Source organism: Zhurongbacter thermophilus, assembly GCF_026184435.1.
Taxonomy (GTDB): Bacteria; Coprothermobacterota; Coprothermobacteria; order Coprothermobacterales; family JAADFF01; genus JAADFF01.
In genome coordinates this window covers 1197047-1214082 of sequence record NZ_CP046447.1, presented here as the reverse complement: position 1 = coordinate 1214082, position 17036 = coordinate 1197047, and the positions used below count along the sequence as shown (strand labels likewise).

General features: G+C 42.1%; 14 protein-coding genes. 13 read left to right on the top strand and 1 reads right to left on the bottom strand.

Features of this window, described 5'->3' with window-relative positions; all coding sequences use genetic code 11:
- Positions 1 to 162 precede the first annotated feature (162 nt).
- The 7 genes from GM182_RS06115 to GM182_RS06085 all read left to right on the top strand — a co-directional run bounded on the left by GM182_RS06115 (position 163) and on the right by GM182_RS06085 (position 9364).
- Complete coding sequence (locus tag GM182_RS06115; RefSeq protein ID WP_449186223.1) at positions 163 to 525, top strand: hypothetical protein; 363 nt, start codon at positions 163 to 165, stop codon at positions 523 to 525.
- Positions 526 to 668: 143 nt separating this feature from the next.
- Positions 669 to 2978, top strand: coding sequence for a thiamine pyrophosphate-binding protein (locus GM182_RS06110; protein WP_449186222.1), 2310 nt, complete (start codon positions 669 to 671; stop codon positions 2976 to 2978).
- 133 nt (positions 2979 to 3111) lie between these two features.
- On the top strand, positions 3112 to 4542 hold the full coding sequence (locus GM182_RS06105; RefSeq protein ID WP_449186221.1) for an ABC transporter substrate-binding protein: 1431 nt from the start codon (positions 3112 to 3114) through the stop codon (positions 4540 to 4542).
- The gene (locus tag GM182_RS06100; RefSeq protein WP_449186220.1) at positions 4539 to 5390 is read left to right on the top strand and encodes an ABC transporter permease subunit; all 852 of its coding nucleotides are present in this window, start codon (positions 4539 to 4541) and stop codon (positions 5388 to 5390) included. The genes GM182_RS06105 and GM182_RS06100 overlap by 4 nt, the downstream gene beginning before the upstream one ends.
- Positions 5377 to 6147, top strand: a complete 771-nt coding sequence (locus GM182_RS06095; protein ID WP_449186219.1) for an ABC transporter permease — start codon at positions 5377 to 5379, stop codon at positions 6145 to 6147. The genes GM182_RS06100 and GM182_RS06095 overlap by 14 nt, the downstream gene beginning before the upstream one ends.
- Before the next feature lie 196 nt (positions 6148 to 6343).
- Positions 6344 to 7711 (top strand): MATE family efflux transporter, encoded by a 1368-nt coding sequence (locus tag GM182_RS06090; RefSeq protein WP_449186218.1) that lies wholly within the window; start codon positions 6344 to 6346, stop codon positions 7709 to 7711.
- 60 nt (positions 7712 to 7771) lie between these two features.
- Positions 7772 to 9364 (top strand): S-layer homology domain-containing protein, encoded by a 1593-nt coding sequence (locus GM182_RS06085; protein ID WP_449186217.1) that lies wholly within the window; start codon positions 7772 to 7774, stop codon positions 9362 to 9364.
- A 24-nt stretch (positions 9365 to 9388) separates the two neighbouring features.
- On the opposite strand, the gene GM182_RS06080 is transcribed toward GM182_RS06085, so the two are convergent.
- Complete coding sequence (locus GM182_RS06080) at positions 9389 to 9745, bottom strand: NifB/NifX family molybdenum-iron cluster-binding protein (RefSeq protein ID WP_449186216.1); 357 nt, start codon at positions 9743 to 9745, stop codon at positions 9389 to 9391.
- Between the two features lie 415 nt (positions 9746 to 10160).
- On the opposite strand from GM182_RS06080, the gene GM182_RS06075 reads away from it, so the two are divergent.
- The 6 genes from GM182_RS06075 to GM182_RS06050 all read left to right on the top strand — a co-directional run bounded on the left by GM182_RS06075 (position 10161) and on the right by GM182_RS06050 (position 16975).
- Positions 10161 to 11375, top strand: coding sequence for an iron-containing alcohol dehydrogenase (locus GM182_RS06075; protein ID WP_449186215.1), 1215 nt, complete (start codon positions 10161 to 10163; stop codon positions 11373 to 11375).
- A gap of 186 nt (positions 11376 to 11561) precedes the next feature.
- Positions 11562 to 12500, top strand: a complete 939-nt coding sequence (locus GM182_RS06070) for an MJ1477/TM1410 family putative glycoside hydrolase (protein WP_449186214.1) — start codon at positions 11562 to 11564, stop codon at positions 12498 to 12500.
- A 24-nt stretch (positions 12501 to 12524) separates the two neighbouring features.
- A complete protein-coding gene (locus tag GM182_RS06065) occupies positions 12525 to 13253 on the top strand; it encodes a hypothetical protein (protein ID WP_449186213.1) in 729 nt (242 codons plus the stop codon).
- Complete coding sequence (locus GM182_RS06060) at positions 13243 to 13995, top strand: hypothetical protein (protein WP_449186212.1); 753 nt, start codon at positions 13243 to 13245, stop codon at positions 13993 to 13995. The genes GM182_RS06065 and GM182_RS06060 overlap by 11 nt, the downstream gene beginning before the upstream one ends.
- Positions 13988 to 16051 (top strand): phospholipase D-like domain-containing protein, encoded by a 2064-nt coding sequence (locus tag GM182_RS06055; protein ID WP_449186211.1) that lies wholly within the window; start codon positions 13988 to 13990, stop codon positions 16049 to 16051. The genes GM182_RS06060 and GM182_RS06055 overlap by 8 nt, the downstream gene beginning before the upstream one ends.
- A gap of 12 nt (positions 16052 to 16063) precedes the next feature.
- On the top strand, positions 16064 to 16975 hold the full coding sequence (locus GM182_RS06050) for an NAD-dependent epimerase/dehydratase family protein (protein WP_449186210.1): 912 nt from the start codon (positions 16064 to 16066) through the stop codon (positions 16973 to 16975).
- Positions 16976 to 17036 lie beyond the last annotated feature (61 nt).

Genomic DNA, 17036 nt, shown 5'->3' with positions numbered 1-17036 from the left:
TGTGCTGCAACCTCCCATTAATAGGCATACACTTATAATCAAGATTAACGCTATTGCCTTTTTCATCTTGCTCACCTCTATGTTTATTATATCTCTTTCTTACAAACTTGATTTAAATAATGATATAATGGTTTAGCAAGTTATATTTAAGGGGGATGCGAGATGAAGAGGTTTTTTAGAAGTATTGTTATTTTATTTGTTGTTGTCTTGTTGTTTGTTTCTTGTTCTTCCTCGGGGTGGACCTATATCAATTTAGACAATGCCAAGCTTCAGGCTATCCAGAAATCTGTAGATGAAGGTCATCAGCCGGGATATCTCGATAAGGAAAATGTTGCTTATGAATTCGCATCACAACATAAATTCCACTTAGCAGATGGGGCAAAGGTAGAGTGCAAAGAAAAAGGTGAGGATTTCATTTGCTCTGTTAAACTTAAGGATGGGAAAACCCTTGAGCTGTGGCTGACTCAACCTGTAAAGAAGGGTAAGGCGGGTATTTGGGTGGTAAAGGCTTATAGGGAGAAGTAGGTTCTCTGTAGAAAAGACTTTTATCGCTTAAGTTTTCATAGTGGTGAAAATCCACTATAGTTCTATATTTTTACACATAAATGGTAAACTATAAGGTAGTAGTGCCACACAAAAAACTTTGTGAGGGGAAAGGAGGCGGGCACATGCTAAACGAAAAGCATTTTAAACATCTTGAGATGATAGAGGACCTTGTCTTCCAGGTGATGGACTTCACCCTAAACTGGCGTCAGAGTGGTCACCCGGGAGGTTCTCATTCTAAGACTCCAATGTTCTTGGGTCTTATGTTCTCCGGTTTTATGAAGTTCGATATTAGAAATCCTGAGCATCCGCTGGGAGATAGATTTATCCTGTCTGCTGGCCATACTATTCCTATGGTATATGCAACATTTGCCGTTATCTCTGAGGCATTCCGCAGAAAATATAAGGAGACAGGTGACAAGAAGTATTACATTGATCCTGAAAAGATTGTTCTTCCCGAAGACATGATGAAATTTAGACATCGTGGAGGATTGTCTGGACATGCAGAGTTTGCCGGTAAGACACTATTTATCAAGTACAACACCGGTCCTTCTGGCCATGGTCTTCCTGCATCTGTAGGAGAGGCATTTTCCCTTAAGAGAGCAGGTCTTGGGGGTGTGAAGGTCTGGGCCATTGAGGGTGAGGGTGGACTGACCCCCGGTGGTTCTCATGAGGCCAAAAACTCTGCCTACGGTCTTGGTGTAGGTAATCTCTTCTGGATGATTGACTGGAACGACTATGGTATCGACGACAGACCATTCTCCTCTGTTGTTCACGGTACACCTGAAGAGTGGTTTGAGCCATATGGATGGCATGTTGTAGGTACTCCTGAGGGTACTAACTACAAAGAGATTCTCAGAGTTATTGCCGATGCAGTGGAGAATGCCACCGAGAACAGACCTAATGTTATGTGGTTCCGCACCCGCAAGGGCTACAAGTATGGAAAGTATGACAACAAGTCTCATGGTAGCCCACATAAACCCAATAGCCCAGAGTTCTGGGAAAGCCGCAGATACTTCATGGAGAAATATGGTATTGAGTTTGAAGGTGCATTCCAGCCAGCACCATCTGACCCCGAGGCATTCAAGGAGCAGACATGGAAGAATATCCAGATTGCACTTAGCCTCTTTGATAAGTATCCTGAGCTTGTTGACTTTATTACCGACAGGCTCATAGAGATTGCCGAGAGTGTGCCATCTCATGAAGATGTTAAGGAGACCATCAAGGTTGTTACCGATAAAACCATATTTGATGACCCTGAGCTTTGGGATTACGAGAAGTATCCTGAAGATATCTTCTTCAAGCCCGGTGAAAAAGCAGCCAATAGAAATGGTCTGAAGACATGGGGTGCATATATCAACTACCTTGGCTGGAAGAAATATGGACAGCCTATCTTCCTTGCCGCTTCTGCTGACCTAACAGAGTCTACTAACCTTCATGGTTTTGGTGAGGGATATGCAGAGTTTGAGGGCTGGGGCTGGTATGACCGAGTTTATAATCCAGATGGAGCCCTTCTCCCACAGGCTATTACAGAGTTTGCCAATGCCGCCATATCCACGGGTGTTGGTTCTGTCAATATAGCCAAAGATGTTTACAAAGACTTTGCCGGTTTCTTAATGGCAACATCTACATATGGTTCCTTCTCCTATCTGAAGTATGGTCCATACAGACTATTTAGCCAGATGGTTCAGGATTGTGAGGTCAGATTGGGTAAGGTTCTGTGGGTAGCAGGTCACTCTGGTCCTGAGACAGCTGAAGATTCCCGTACACACTTCGGTATATTTGCCACCGGTGTGACACAGCTGTTCCCCGATGGCCATGTTGTTAACCTCTATCCATGGGAGGCCAATGAGGTTCCTGTTGTTCTTGCTGCAGCATTCCGTGAAAAATTCCATATTGTTGCCCTACATCTGACAAGACCTAAGATAGAGGTTCCTGATAGAGAGAAGCTTGGTATGCCTCATTACTTTGAGGCAGCTAAGGGTGCCTACCTCATTAGAGACTTCAAAGAAGGAGAGCCCAAAGATGGTGTGCTCATAGTTAGAGGTACTATGTCTACATACAATCTTTTGAAGATACTGCCCGAACTTGACGAGAAGTACAACCTTAAGATTGTGGCAGCCATCTCCAGAGAGCTCTTTGACCTCCAGCCCGAGGAGTATAAGGAGAAGGTATTACCAAGAGAAGATTATCTCGACTCTACCATTATCTCCAATGAGTCCCGTAAGGTTATGAGACAGTGGGTATCTTCCTATGTCTCCGAACAGTATGCCATGACCTCCGATTGGGATAACAGATGGCGTACAGGTGGTACTGTTGAAGAGGTTGTTGAAGAAGCCCACCTTGATCCTGAGCATCTCCTTGAAGGTATCAAGAGATTTGTTGAGGACAAGAGGGAGAGAAGAAGAAAGCTGAATATTCCAGAGGAAAGATAAATCTACCTCCGTGATATTAGGGGACAGGCATATGCCTGTCCCTTTTTTATTTCTGTATCCTATTGTGGTGGTTTATGGTATATATCTTATAGTGGTATGAAAAATTTATAGGTTTTCATACGGAGGTGGTTATATGAAAAGGCTAATAAGCTTAGTGCTTGGTATAGCCGTGTTGATAGGTGTTTTCGTTGCTTGTGGACAAACGAATACGAGTGATCTCACTATTCGCATAGATGGAATGGGGAATTTTGGATATCCTACGCCGTTTGCCTCGGTGCCAAGGGGTCCTTCATTTATTAGGGTCTCTATGACACATGACACCCTTTTGTGGAAAGGGAAAGACGGTTTCATACCATGGCTTGCCACCTCTTATGAAAAAACTGCCTCTGGATATATATTTCATTTAAGAAACGATGTGAAATGGGCAGATGAGGTCCCCTTTACCGCCGATGATGTGGTGTTCTCATACAATTACTACAAGCAACATCCGCCCAAAGGTTTCATTTGGGGAGCATTTTATATGGTGAAGTCTGTATCCAAAATAGATGACCATACGGTTAAGATAGTGCCTGTAAAAGATACACCGGAATTTTTAGACCTTGCAGTCTCCACTGTGTTTATACTACCTAAGCATATATGGGAGCATGTGGATAACCCGTATACATATACGAAAAAAGATGCTTTTATTGGCACAGGCCCTTTTATCCTTGAAAAATATGATTCCACAACAGGACTTTATGTATATAAACCGAAGAAAGACTGGTGGGGAGGCACGATTCCATATACTGTTGAGTTTGTGAATAGCCCATCACCTGTTGGGGATGCAGCCGCCGGTAAACTGGATATGGTTTATCTCTGGGGCAGTGACATATACTCTGCCAAGAAAGTGCTTGGTAAAGGCTTTCTGACCAAAAGAGGAGAATCTTATCTAATGTATTTCCTTATATTTAATACGGAGAAGTTGCCTGTTTATGTAAGAAAGGCCTTGGCATCTGTTATAGATAGACAGTCTATTGTAGATAAGGTAGCCCATGGATATGGAAATGTTCCAGACCTTATAGATGTGCAGATAGGAAAAGATGAAGCACAGAATATCCTCAAAGATATCAAGACGCTTCAGATGGTGACCTCCCCCAAATTTGAGACAATAGCTTTGGCTATCAAGGACCAGCTGAAAAAGGCAGGAGTTGATGTCAACGTAAAGATGCTTCCTATGGGGGCATCTGATGAGGCTATCAGAAAAGGTGAGTTTGATATAGCCGTAATAGCCCATGGTGGTCTTGCCTATGGTCCTGCATGGGTGAATATCACCTGGCCTTATCAAGGTTATCATTCCCAGAAATGGAATGTTGTAGCAGAGAAGTTAAAATTCTATTCCCCAGATGAACTGAAAGAGAATATAAAAGCCGTACTTTCCGAAGAAGTGCCCGTTCTTCCTATATATACACCGGATGTTATGTTATTCCAGAAGGAAGATTTACCTGTAGAGTTTTTCTTTACCCCAAGGGGTATTGGTGCCGGTATACCTATTCCTGTTAATAAGGTGATATTCATAAGAAAATGAGAAGATTGATATTTTATCTCATCTGGGGGGTAGGCATTTTATATCTCATCTGGGTTCTTCCCAGTATCTACTTGTATTCTGAGACAACTTTATTTTCTGGAGAATATGGGTTCAGATTGTCAGAAGATACGATTAATATGCTGAAAGATGCGCTTGGATATAACAAGTCATTTGTTGAAGGCCTAAAAGACTTTCTTACCTTCAATTGGGGACGTTCTATTCTGTACGGTGGGGAAGATGTCTCATCTATTGTGATTAGGCATATCGTAGCTACCCTTTATGTGTTGATACCTACATATGTCATAGCTTTTATTCTTGGCGTTGTATTGGCAATTATAGATATACGGATGGTGCGGAAAGTTCCCTTTATCTTGCTGGCCTTACTGCACAGTGTACCTGTTTTTATATGGGCTTTCTTACTGTACGCCTTCTTTTCTAGATATGTATCACCTCTCTGGGGTGTAGCTATATCTTTGTTTATCTCTGAGCTTTCATCGTTTTATCTTGCCATTAGAGGTGTTCTAACTACCGAAAATGCCTATAAATATATGCTCTATGCTGAGGCTTATGGTATTGGCGGTTTGAGGTTATACAGGAGGGGACTTAAACCTGCTCTACCCCATATACTGCAAGTGTTTGCCTCCAAACTACCACATGTGCTTGGTGGGGTGCCATTTGTTGAGATTATATGGGCGTATGCCGGTATTGGATATTTGACATTTAGGGCAATAGTATCTGGTGATTTGGTCCTTATCAGAGGCTGTGTTATGGCAGTATCCCTGTTTTCATTAATTGCTGTTATGTTATCCCGTACTTATAGGGATGTGAGACATCATGAAGTGGATTGAGAAGATTATTACATGGCTGAGTGTACTGGTGATTGTTTTTCCTTTGCTTTGTATATGTTCGATACATGGAGGATATAGTACTTTAATGCCTCCTTCTCATAGCCATATTCTTGGTACTGATAAACTCGGAAGGGATATACTCTCTCTTTTACTTGTAAGTTGGCACTATAGCGTGCTTGTTGGGGTGCTTGCCGCTACTGTTGGCATTTTAGTTGCCGTATTTCTTGCTTTTGCCTCTCTTCATCCGATAGGTAAAGATGCCATTGATAGTCTCACCGATGTGTTTATGAGTGTACCTCGCATGTTTGTTCTTTTACTCTTGGGTATGCTTATTCCCAGCAATACCGTATTTGTTGCTATTATCATAGCCTTACTTATAGTATTTCCTGCGCTTAGGGTTATTTCATCGTCTATGGCAACCATGAAGCATATGCCATTTATGGAATCTGCTCGTGCCGTTGGTGTGAGAGGGTGGCGACTTCTTATTAATTACTATCTGCGCCCTATTTTGCCTACTGTAGTAGGTCAATGGGCAGTGTCTGTGGGCTGGGCTGTATATGCCGATGGTGGTATGTCATTTCTTGGTGTGGGTGATGTGTCTCGTCCTGGCCTTGGCACTATGTTAAGAGAGGCGGTGTCTACCCCTGGTGCCCTATATACCTCTATGTTCTGGTGGTATGTATTTCCCCCTCTATTTTTGTTGGCCCTGACAACTGGTCTTCTTGTTTTGTCTTCTCATCTTCATATTTCTCGATGAAAGGTGTTAGCATATTGTAAGAGTTTTGGGGAAGTGACAAAAAGTATAAAATTAACATACTATTGTAAATTTATATCACTTTCTCGATCACGGGTAATCACTATGCCTTAAAAGTTATGGTGCTGTTGTTAATAGCAATTGACATTTAGAGATGCTATACTAAACGGTAAAAGAAGTTATAAGGAGAGGTGTATATATGAGGGGAAGGGGAAAAAGAGTAGATATTCTGAACATGCCTATATGGAAGGCACTACTTAAGTTATCTGTGCCCATGATGTTGTCTTTTGCATTCCAGACAGTTTATAACATGGTAGATGCCTACTTTCTGGGCAAGCTAGGTACCACCGAGTTTGCTGCACCTACTATGGTATTTCCGCTAGTATTTACATTTATCGCAATAGGTATGGGATTTGGGGTAGCAGGCAGTGCTTTAGTTGCCCAATATATTGGTGCTGGAGATGAACGAAGAGCGGAAAAATCGGCAGCACAGGTTATGTTAATCATGGTTGCCATAGGTCTTGTGGTTATTACATTTGCACTTCTGTTTGCTAAACCTATGGTTTACGCCCTTGGAGGCAAGGAAAACGCGGAAGTTCTTCCATATGCATTGAGATATTTCAAGATTGTTATATATGGTATTGTATTTGCTTATCTGTTTAATGTGTCTTCGAGCATATTTAGAGGCCTTGGTGATGCAAAATTTGCGATGGAGCTTATACTGATATCTTCTATGGTTAACATTATTCTTGATCCTATCCTTATCTTTGGTTGGGGACCGATACCTGCATTTGGAGTATCAGGTGCTGCATGGGCAACAACGATATCAAGGCTTGTTGCTGTTTCCATGGCACTATATATTCTCTTTACTGGTAAAAGGGGTTTTAAGCTTCACCTCTCGGACTTTGTTCCAGATTGGAATCTTATTAAAAAGGCTGTTAAAGTTGGTGTACCGGGCAGTGTGGGACAAGTCATCACATCGTTTGGCTTTGTCGTGGTAATGAAGGCCGTGGCAAGATTTGGCCCTGTTGTTGTCTCTGCTTATGGTATTGGCAACCGTATTATAGGTTTTATAACCATGCTCTCTATGGGGATCGGTATGGCCGTATCGGTTATGGTAGGCCAGTTTATTGGTGCTCGTAGGTATGAAGATGCAGAGAAAACAGTGTGGACAGCATTTTGGATGACGATGGTCTTTATAGGTGCATTGTCTACTTTGACATTTCTATATGGTAAGAATATTACCCACTTCTTTATCAATGACCCCAAGGTTATTGAGGTAGGAGCTGAGATGTTTAAGTATGTATCTTTTTCTATACCATTCTTTGGCTCTATGAATATTTTTATCAATGCCCTTAACGGAGCGGGTAAATCTTTGCAGGCAACTATAGCTAATGTTGTCAGGTTATGGGGCATTCGTATTCCTCTTGTTTTCACACTCTCTAAACTCGAAGGCTACAGGGGTATTTTTATAGCCATGCTTATAAGTAATATTATGGCTATGGTTGTGGCCTATTTGTTCTATCGATTTACCGATTGGAAAAAAGGTATTATTCACGAAAGTTGATACCCTACACCCCCTACACGCGTATACATTAATAGAATATTAGTGTAGGGGGTGTTTAATATGAAACAACTATCTTTTATCGTTATTTTCTCTTTAGTTCTATCATTGGTATTTCTACTCTCCTCAAATGCTGTGACAAAAATTCGTTGGATTGATGTTCCCTTCGAGGTTAGTCATATTGTCTTTGAAGGTGAAACAGTTTATATTGGTGGAACGACTATGGCACATGACGATGTTGACAATTCTATGAGACGTGTTATTGATATGGGACTAGGTACGATATCTGGTGAGAATATAAACATTAGCACATACTGGGTGCCACCGCGTAAAACATCCTTAATCATTTATCAACAATATGAAGAGGCTCCTGTTACAGCCATAGTGTATACAGGTAGAACGATGATTATTTCTACTATTCACGGATATTACATCTGGCCTCTATCGGTAAGTAAACCGAAGTTATACGGCAATGGTGCTGGACTTGATGACATGAGTGTTATAGATGGAAAAGTTTATGCTACCCGCTTTGGCACTATAGGGACTATTGATCTTTCCAATGGTAAATTCACAGACCTAACCGGAAACATTCAGCATAGTATCAGTCAAACCAATGATGTGGGAATAGCACTCTATGTTGTTTTTCCGTATAAAGATTATATTGTCGGTCTTGGAGTTGGAGGAGTTTTATTCTTTAAGCAAGACGGAGCAGGCCTTAAGCTTGTAAAGTCTTATATCGATAAAGATGTAGATAGCAGATATGACCTTGATCCCGATAGTGCCATGCAAGGTGGTTTCACCGTTTGGAAACATTATGTCATGTTGCCCGATAAGCAGTATGACCTTATTAGGGTTGTAGACCTTGACAGTGGCAAAAGCTTTACTGTTGAAGTGCCAGCCAATATATACAGAGTGGCAACAGATGGCACATATCTCTATGGTGCTACACCTAAGGGAAGAATCTTTGCATTTAATGTAGATGTGAAACACGAAAGGGTAGGTATACTCTGGCAGATAGATTTGAAAAAGCCCGTTTATTCGATAGCCGTGAAAGATGGATACGTTTATGTTGCCACCGGTGAAAAGAAAATTGGGGTTATAAGCAATTCTCTACAGTTCAGTGACATTTCGGAAGACTACTGGGCATACGATGCCATAAGATATTTGTCTGAGTTGGGTATTATCAACGGTTATCCCGATGGAACTTTCAGACCAGAAAAAAGTGTTACCCGTGCAGAATTTGCCAAGATGCTTGCATTGGCTATGAATTTAGATCCCCGATGTGACGATACTTTACCGGAAATATATGTAGATGTCCATGCCGGTGATTGGTTCTGTCCATATGTTACAGCTGTTGTTAAAGCTGGCTATATGAGGGGTTATGGTGGTGGTCGGTTTGGTCCGAACAATAAGGTCAAGAAGGAAGAAATTCTTACTACGATTGTTAGAGTTAAGGGTTGGACTCTTATAAATCCATCTACTCCAACATTCCCCGATGTTTCCAAATCTCACTGGTCATATAGGTATATAGAAACGGCTTTGCAGCATGGTATTGTGAAGAAAAATGATCCACATATTACCGACGGTAAGTTTCATCTAGGTGTGCCTGCCACTAGGGCGCAAACGGCGGTGTTTATCTATCGCATGATAAGGTGAGGGGAGGTGTCCCCTCACCATTTCTCAGTGTCTGTGAAATTTTTCACTGACCTCATATGGTACATCTGCAATATGTCCCATCTTTATAGCTTCCACAATATCTTTCACCGTGCCACTGGCCCCTCTGTATACTTGTATGCCAAACTCGTTAAAATAGCCTATTGCCTTACCTCCTATGCCTCTTACAACAAGTATGTGGCAGTTTTGAGAAGCTATCCACTGGGGTAGTTCTCCGGGTCCATGTTCCATGAGCGGATTGGCTATGACATCAACAGTGTCTGTGTCTGTATCTACAAAGGCAAAGTATGGTGCATGACCAAAGTGTTCACATATGGAGCTGTCCCATCCACGGTTTTCCTTTACAGGTATTGCTATTTTCATGTTTGGTCACCTCACTGAGTTCAGTATGTACATACATTCTACATATATTATACGGATTTTTCTTTTAGTATGGAGACTTTTACTGCTACTGCTCATTTATTTGTAAAAATTAATACCTATAAACATATGCAAGTTCAAACTAAACTTTACTTTCGATATGATAAACAACCGAACAGGAAAAATGGTTTATTGCTGATTGTTTATACATATAAATATATGCAAGATGAACAATTAGCCTAAGTTTATCATTTGTCATAATACCAGTATTGAATTGTCCGTACCATGGGAAAAATCTGCTCTGTTGTTAATTATGTGCTTTCACTTTCGTTTTGTTCCTACATTGTTATAACCTGTTATAAATAAGGTGAAGGACCGAAAAGGTCCTAAACAAAATATCCAGAAGGGGGTATGTAAAATGAAATGGGAATCTAAAATGAATGTCAACCAGGTATTGGAGCTCAGATGCAAGACGACATGTTTCTTTGGCGTTGGAGCCATTAAAAAAATTAATGATATTGCGGAGGTTCTAAAGAAAAAAGGTATTGACAAAGTTATTATCATCACTGACAAAATTGTCTACGATGTAACCGGTGCAGGTGTCGAAGTTGAGAAGGCTCTGAAAGCTAAGGGAATTGACTTTGTGCTGTTTGACAAAGTTGTTCCTAATCCCACAGCTGAGAATGTAGATGAGGCAACCAAAATGGCCAAAGACTTTGGAGCAAAGGCTGTTATTGGTGTTGGTGGTGGTAGTCACATTGACACGGCAAAGAGTGTTGCTGTGCTTCTTGAGTATCCAGGTGAAAACGCTCACACTCTGTATGAACTTAAGTTTGTTCCAGAGAAGGCTGCTCCTATCATTGCCATTAATACCACCCATGGAACAGGAACAGAGGTTGACAGATTTGCTGTGGTCTCCTTGCTTGACAAACACTACAAACCCGCTATTGCATATGATTGTCTCTACCCAATGTTTGCCATTGATGACCCAGTGCTTACCAAAACACTGCCTGCCAATCAGACAAGATATACAGCCATTGATGCTATTAACCATGTGACAGAAGCTGCAACAACACTTGTGGCAAGCCCATATTCTATTCTTCTTGCCAAGGAGACCATTCGTCTCATAACCAAGTATCTCCCACAGGCTTTGGCACATCCTGATGACCTCACCGCTCGTTACTATCTCTTGTATGCATCTACCATTGCAGGTATTTCCTTTGACAATGGACTTCTACACTTCACACATGCACTTGAGCATCCACTGAGTGCTTTGAAACCCAATCTGCCACACGGTCTTGGACTTGCTATGCTACTTCCTGCTGTTGTGAAGTACATTTGGCCAGCTAAGGCAGAGGTCCTTGCAGATATCTTTGAACCTATACTGCCAGATATCAAAGGTGTAGCAGGCGAGGCTGAAAAGGCAGCAGCCGGCATAGAGGCATGGCTCAGGGCTGTTGGGGTTCCTGAAAAGCTTGCCGATGTAGGTTTCACAGAAGACGATATCCCCAAACTTGTTGAACTTGCTAAGACAACTCCATCACTTGACCTCTTGTTGTCTATGGCTCCTGTACCAGCAACTGATGAGGTTATTGAGGCTATCTATCGTGACAGTATGAAGCCTATAGCTTAAAAGGGGCTTACCTCCCAAGGATCCCCTTTTATATAAACTCCCTCCCCCGCACCTGTATATATATATAGGCCGACCTTAGGGTCGGCCTTCCTCTTTTGGCTCTAAAATATTTATGGTGATATCTATATGAAAAAAGTGTGTGTTGTTTTATGTATGATAATTGGCCTATGTTGGGGTTTCGATGTCTTGGCGGAAAATATTTCATATTCTTCTCATATCGTCCATAGAGTTTCTTCTTGGGTTTATGTTTTGCAAGATGGGAAGATTGATGATATTATTGCCATGCATCCGGATATAGTCGTCATGGATTACTCATATGATGGTACAGAAGAAGGGGCATATAGCCCTGAAGATTTACAGAAGCTGAAAGATGCGGGTATTGTGCCCATTGTGTATATCAGTATTGGTGAGGCTGAAGACTACAGGTGGTATTGGCAAGATAGCTGGTATAGAGAGCCACCTCCGTGGCTTGGTAGGGAAAACCCCAGTTGGCAAGGTAACTATGCCGTAAAGTTTTGGTATCCTCAGTGGCAGCGCATTATTTTTCAGTATCTTGACAGGGTGATAGCCCAAGGCTTTGAAGGTGTATACCTTGACAAGGTGGATATCTACGAGTATTGGGCAGATGAAGATAATGGTGAAGGTTTCTATCTCAGAGAGGAGGAAACAGCCTCTTTGATGATAGACTTTGTGGAAAGGATTTCTCGCTATGTGAGGATCCAAAAACAGCCATTTTATGTGTTTATACAAAATGCTGAAGATATCGTGAGGTATAAAAATGACGAGATTTTAAATGCCATAGACGGCATAGGGGTAGAGTCTCTCTTTTATGATGGTACTACACCGCAGCCTGACAGTGCCACCGGCCATAGACTGTTTTATCTAAGTCGGTTTCACAGTAGTGGCAAACTGGTGCTTGTTGTGGAGTATGCAGATGACGGTAGTGGCTTTGCAGGAGATAATGCCAGCAGAGTAGAAGATGCCATAAGGAAAAACTTGTATCATGGCTTTATTCCATACATTGCACGGTATGATGAATCTCTTAGTGGGGTAAATCCCATATTTCCCATCCAGCCTTTTATTTCATATTCTGGGTGTGCTATGTGCTATCTTTTGTATAGATAACATATTTGTGGGGAGATGAACATTATGATAGAAAATATTTCATATATCACCGATGGTAAAGAGTATGTGTTTCAGCCCTCTGGTTTTAACATGCTTATTGGGCGTAGTGGCACAGGCAAAACCCTCTTTCTAAAATCTTTGTTTGCCTCTATATGCAATACGAGAACCGGTGTGCCTATAGAAGAGATTAAGTCTCAGATGAGGTTTGATAGCGATGCAAAGATGTTTTTGCAGTTTGACTCTGCCTTTAATGGTACGGTGTTTTACTTTCCCAGCTGTGAGGCATACTTTGAATCAGGAGCTTATACAGAGCTGCCATTGCATATACGTAAGACCATTGGGGTTTACAATTCATGGAAAAAACGCGGCTACGACTTTGACGCACAGGCGGAAAGGGAGCTTGGCATATCTGCCTCATATGGAGGGCTCATGAAGGCAAAGGTGTTTATGGCAGTTCTTCAGGAGATAAAGAGTGGAGATATTATTCTTGTGGATTTGCCTGAGGCCGGGGTTGATGCCATACTGTGGAAGTGGTGGATAGATAAGCTCTCTGGGCTTGCCCACGATGGTGTGCAGGTGTTTATAACTACCCACGACTTCTTTGTATATACATATGTAAGAAGTAAGGTAACCGATGGAAAGATATTCTACTTTACCGAGAATGTTATTTCCTCTATACCCATGTCTCAAGGTATACCCGACGATGCCCCTATACTCAGGGTGCCAATAGAGGTGCTTGAAGGTGCCATGTAATCACTTTGTGTGGGACAGAGACGATATTCTCTATGGTATGAAGTGTGAAGGTAGAGAGCCCTTTCTTGTTATGCTTTCAAGCAAAGATGGTATAGCCGGCGATGACCTCAAAGAATATGCACGATCTCACCGAGAGGACAGAAGGGTACCACCTCTTGTTGATGCCGTTTATGACTATGAAGACAGTGTCATATTTATAGAGGTGAAGAGGTTTGCACATCCAAGGGCTGTGCTTGGTGTGGTGAAACGACTTCTTGAGGATGACAAGATATCAGATAAGGCACTACCATGGGGTAGTGGGTGGAAAACACTGCTATTTAAACTAAGACAACCCTCATTTGTCTTGCCCCGTGGCTATGAAGATGTGGAGCCACTTATGGAGTTTATACGCACCATGCCAGAGGATGTATGGCATAACCTGTACGAAAAGGTAATGAGGCTGAAAGTTCGCAAGGTGTCTTTTCTCCAAGAAAGGCTGATAGAGAAGTATCTGTCTACATATGAAACATTGGAAAAAAGCATTATAAAAGGAAGAGATGTCTATTACTTTGTTCTGCTATTTGCCAAGCCACTGTGGCTGTCCCGCTCTGATATGCAGATATTTTCTTATATCCTCAGGCAAAAGGTATGGCAGAACATAAAAGGCAGGACTGGGGGCATGTATATACTCTTTCAGGGCAATGAACTTCTTGATGTAGATATTATGTATCACCACTATTTAAGGGGGTATTGGCATGAGTGATTTTAGAGACATTAAAGGCAAGGTGCTCACAGAGGGGGATTTTACAAATTATGTGGAGAGGCTTGTTTCTGAGTCTACAGATTATGTTTACTTTGCCTCTGCATGGGTCAAGGGAGGTATGTTTAGAAGACTGATCAATAAGATAGACAGAAATAGTGTAGATATTAGGCTTGTTGTCAGGGGTAGTGAGAAGAAAGACTTTGAAATAACGGACCCCGGCGTGTTTGATATAGAAGGGGTGAAATACGCATATCATCCCAACCTTCATGCCAAGATGATAATTGTAGATGGCAAAAAGGCATTGATAGGGTCTGCCAATATCACATATTCTGGATTAACAGAAAATGGCAATAGAGAGGTTGCCATACTTGTTGAAGATGAGGATACTGTATCTGAGCTGGCAGAGTATTTTCAGAACATTTGGAAAGAGGCATACGAGTATAGCCCTGACCTTGTAGGTATGATAATGAACCCATCTCGCTCCTCCCACCTTGAGGTGCTTCTCCTTCGTCCATCTTATGAAGTGCCCGAGGGAACACTGCTTCTTGTACCGTGGGATACCGAAGATGGTAGGGTAGAAATCATCCTCAGGGTAGATTCAGTTATTGCCTATAACACAGGCTTTTTCTTGAATCCATTTGGTAGTGAGAGCTCTGGTATATTTCCCAATCCGGCCGAGATTACATTTGTCAACGATGAGGACAAGCCCCATGCATGGCGTGTGGGAGCACTGCTTTCATATGTAGAAAAGAGTAGCAACTTTTATATGGCACGGTGTAGTGTGCTGGGTGTTCATGTGGTGGATGATGATAAGAGTAGAATAGAGCCTTTGTTTTCTGCCCCACCAATAGGCTTGCCTGTATATAAAGACAGTAGCGGTAAGTTGGCAGAAATGCTAAGAAAAGATATGTCTGGTACCCCTATGGATATACCTGTAGAAATTGGTGTGCTTTATGGTACAAAGGTGCCCATCCATGTGGATGTATCTTATCTTGCCCGCAGAGATAGGGCAAGACATATGGCGGTGTTGGGTACTACAGGCTCTGGTAAGAGCTTTTTTGCCCAGAAGATTTTAGTTCCAGGTATCTTGGAAACTGTTAGTAAAGAAGGACTATTCAAAGACTGGTTTAAAATCGTCGTTATAGACCCTCATGGTGAATGGTCTGAAAAGCTACGTGAGCAATCTATACCTATTAAAGAGGTAAAAGTCCCTGAGTTTACAGTGCCACTGTCGTATAGTGAAGACCAGTGGAGAAAGTTTTTTGGGGCATTTGATGTCAAATTTGGAGGTAGCGATGGGGCAGGAAAGCATAATAAAAAAGTGTTTTGGGAGATACTGAGAAATCACAAGGGTGATAGTGATTATCCTTATTTTCTTAATGAGCTTGCCGATGCCATAGGTCAGTTTAAGGAGGTATACAAAACCTCTGGTAAAAATGCAGAGGATAAGCCACTTGATGATATTGTCGTCTCAGAGATTTCTGAAGTGTTAAAAGAAGATGCTGCTTCTCTTAAAGCCAGTGTGTTTGACCTTACTACAGAGGATTCAGAGGAACCTGTCATAGTTATCAACCTTGCCGATGTTCTCGATAGCAGTATGAGAACAGATATAGCTGGTCTTATTGTCATGTCATTTTTTAACAAGATGAGGCAGATGAAAGACAAAGGTGAAGACGCCTCAACTATACTTGTGGTAGAAGAAGCCCACAACTTTGCCCCCGAAAAAGGATATGGTGAGACCTCTGCCAGTAAAGACAACATGTCACTTACCGCCATCTCTAAAGTTGCCGCAGAGGGTAGAAAGTTCGGACTTGGCATGGTCATTATCACCCAGAGACCGGCCTCAGTAAATAAATATGTGCTGTCTCAGATGGGCACATATGCCATTTTTAGGCTTGTCAATAAAAATGACCTTGATGCTGTGATGTCTGCCATAGAATATGCCGGTGCCGATGTTCTGAGTAAACTACCATCTCTGAAAACAGGTATGGCACTTCTTAGCGGTTTGTCTCTACCGTTTCCAGTATTTGTTAATATGAGAAAAGGGCAAAGATGAAGGAGGGATAACATGAAAATATTGATAACAGGTGGTGCAGGATTTATAGGCTCACACATAGCCGAGTTTTATATAAGTGAGGGCCACGATGTGCTCATAGTAGACGACCTTTCTAATGGTATGAAGGCAAATGTACCCCGTGGTGCAAGGCTTGTTGTAGCAGATATCACAAACGAGGATGTTATGGAGACTCTCATGAAGGATTTTAGGCCCGATGTTATCAACCATCAGGCAGCCCAAATAGATGTGGTGAAATCTCTTGAAAACCCACTGCTTGATATAGACATAAACATAAGGGCATCGGTAAACCTTATAACACTTGCAAAGAAATATGGTGTCAAACGCTTTATATTTGCCTCTTCAGGTGGTGCCATATATGGCGATGTGCCCGAGGGTGTATTGCCCGATGAAGAGTATCTTCCTCACCCCATGAACCCCTACGGTGCCGATAAACTGACAGTGGATATGTACCTGACATTTATGGGTATCTCATATGTATCTCTGAGATATGCCAACATATACGGGCCCAGACAGGGCCTTGGCGGTGAGGCCGGTGTCATAGGCAAATTCATCAGCAGGGCACTACAGGGCAAGACCCTTTATATCTTTGGCGATGGCTACCAGACGAGAGATTATACATATGTAGAAGATGTGGCAAGGGCCAACCTTCTGGCCCTTGAAGACCTACCCGATGGTATATACAATGTATCTACCGGTGTGGAGACAAACCTCTGGCAAATCGTAGATGCCATAAAAAAGGAGATACCCGATATTGTCGTGGAGCAGAAAGAACCACGCCCCGGCGATGTCAGACGCTCTGTCATGAGCAGTGGGAAGCTACAAAGCCACGGCTGGAAGCCCGAAGTATCTGTAGAAGAAGGCATAAAGAAAACCATAGAGTGGTGGAAAAAAGCGGAAGTGTAGATGGAAGTATATCCCCTCCAATACTAATAGGTGAGCAAAATGGTTTATACTCACCTATATG

Coding starts and splice junctions, on each gene's coding strand:
- GM182_RS06110 (WP_449186222.1), top strand. CDS start 669: ATGCTAAACGAAAAGCATTTTAAACATCTTGAGATGATAGAGGACCTT.
- GM182_RS06115 (WP_449186223.1), top strand. CDS start 163: ATGAAGAGGTTTTTTAGAAGTATTGTTATTTTATTTGTTGTTGTCTTG.
- GM182_RS06075 (WP_449186215.1), top strand. CDS start 10,161: ATGAAATGGGAATCTAAAATGAATGTCAACCAGGTATTGGAGCTCAGA.
- GM182_RS06090 (WP_449186218.1), top strand. CDS start 6,344: ATGAGGGGAAGGGGAAAAAGAGTAGATATTCTGAACATGCCTATATGG.
- GM182_RS06080 (WP_449186216.1), bottom strand. CDS start 9,745: ATGAAAATAGCAATACCTGTAAAGGAAAACCGTGGATGGGACAGCTCC.
- GM182_RS06100 (WP_449186220.1), top strand. CDS start 4,539: ATGAGAAGATTGATATTTTATCTCATCTGGGGGGTAGGCATTTTATAT.
- GM182_RS06055 (WP_449186211.1), top strand. CDS start 13,988: ATGAGTGATTTTAGAGACATTAAAGGCAAGGTGCTCACAGAGGGGGAT.
- GM182_RS06095 (WP_449186219.1), top strand. CDS start 5,377: ATGAAGTGGATTGAGAAGATTATTACATGGCTGAGTGTACTGGTGATT.
- GM182_RS06085 (WP_449186217.1), top strand. CDS start 7,772: ATGAAACAACTATCTTTTATCGTTATTTTCTCTTTAGTTCTATCATTG.
- GM182_RS06050 (WP_449186210.1), top strand. CDS start 16,064: ATGAAAATATTGATAACAGGTGGTGCAGGATTTATAGGCTCACACATA.
- GM182_RS06065 (WP_449186213.1), top strand. CDS start 12,525: ATGATAGAAAATATTTCATATATCACCGATGGTAAAGAGTATGTGTTT.
- GM182_RS06105 (WP_449186221.1), top strand. CDS start 3,112: ATGAAAAGGCTAATAAGCTTAGTGCTTGGTATAGCCGTGTTGATAGGT.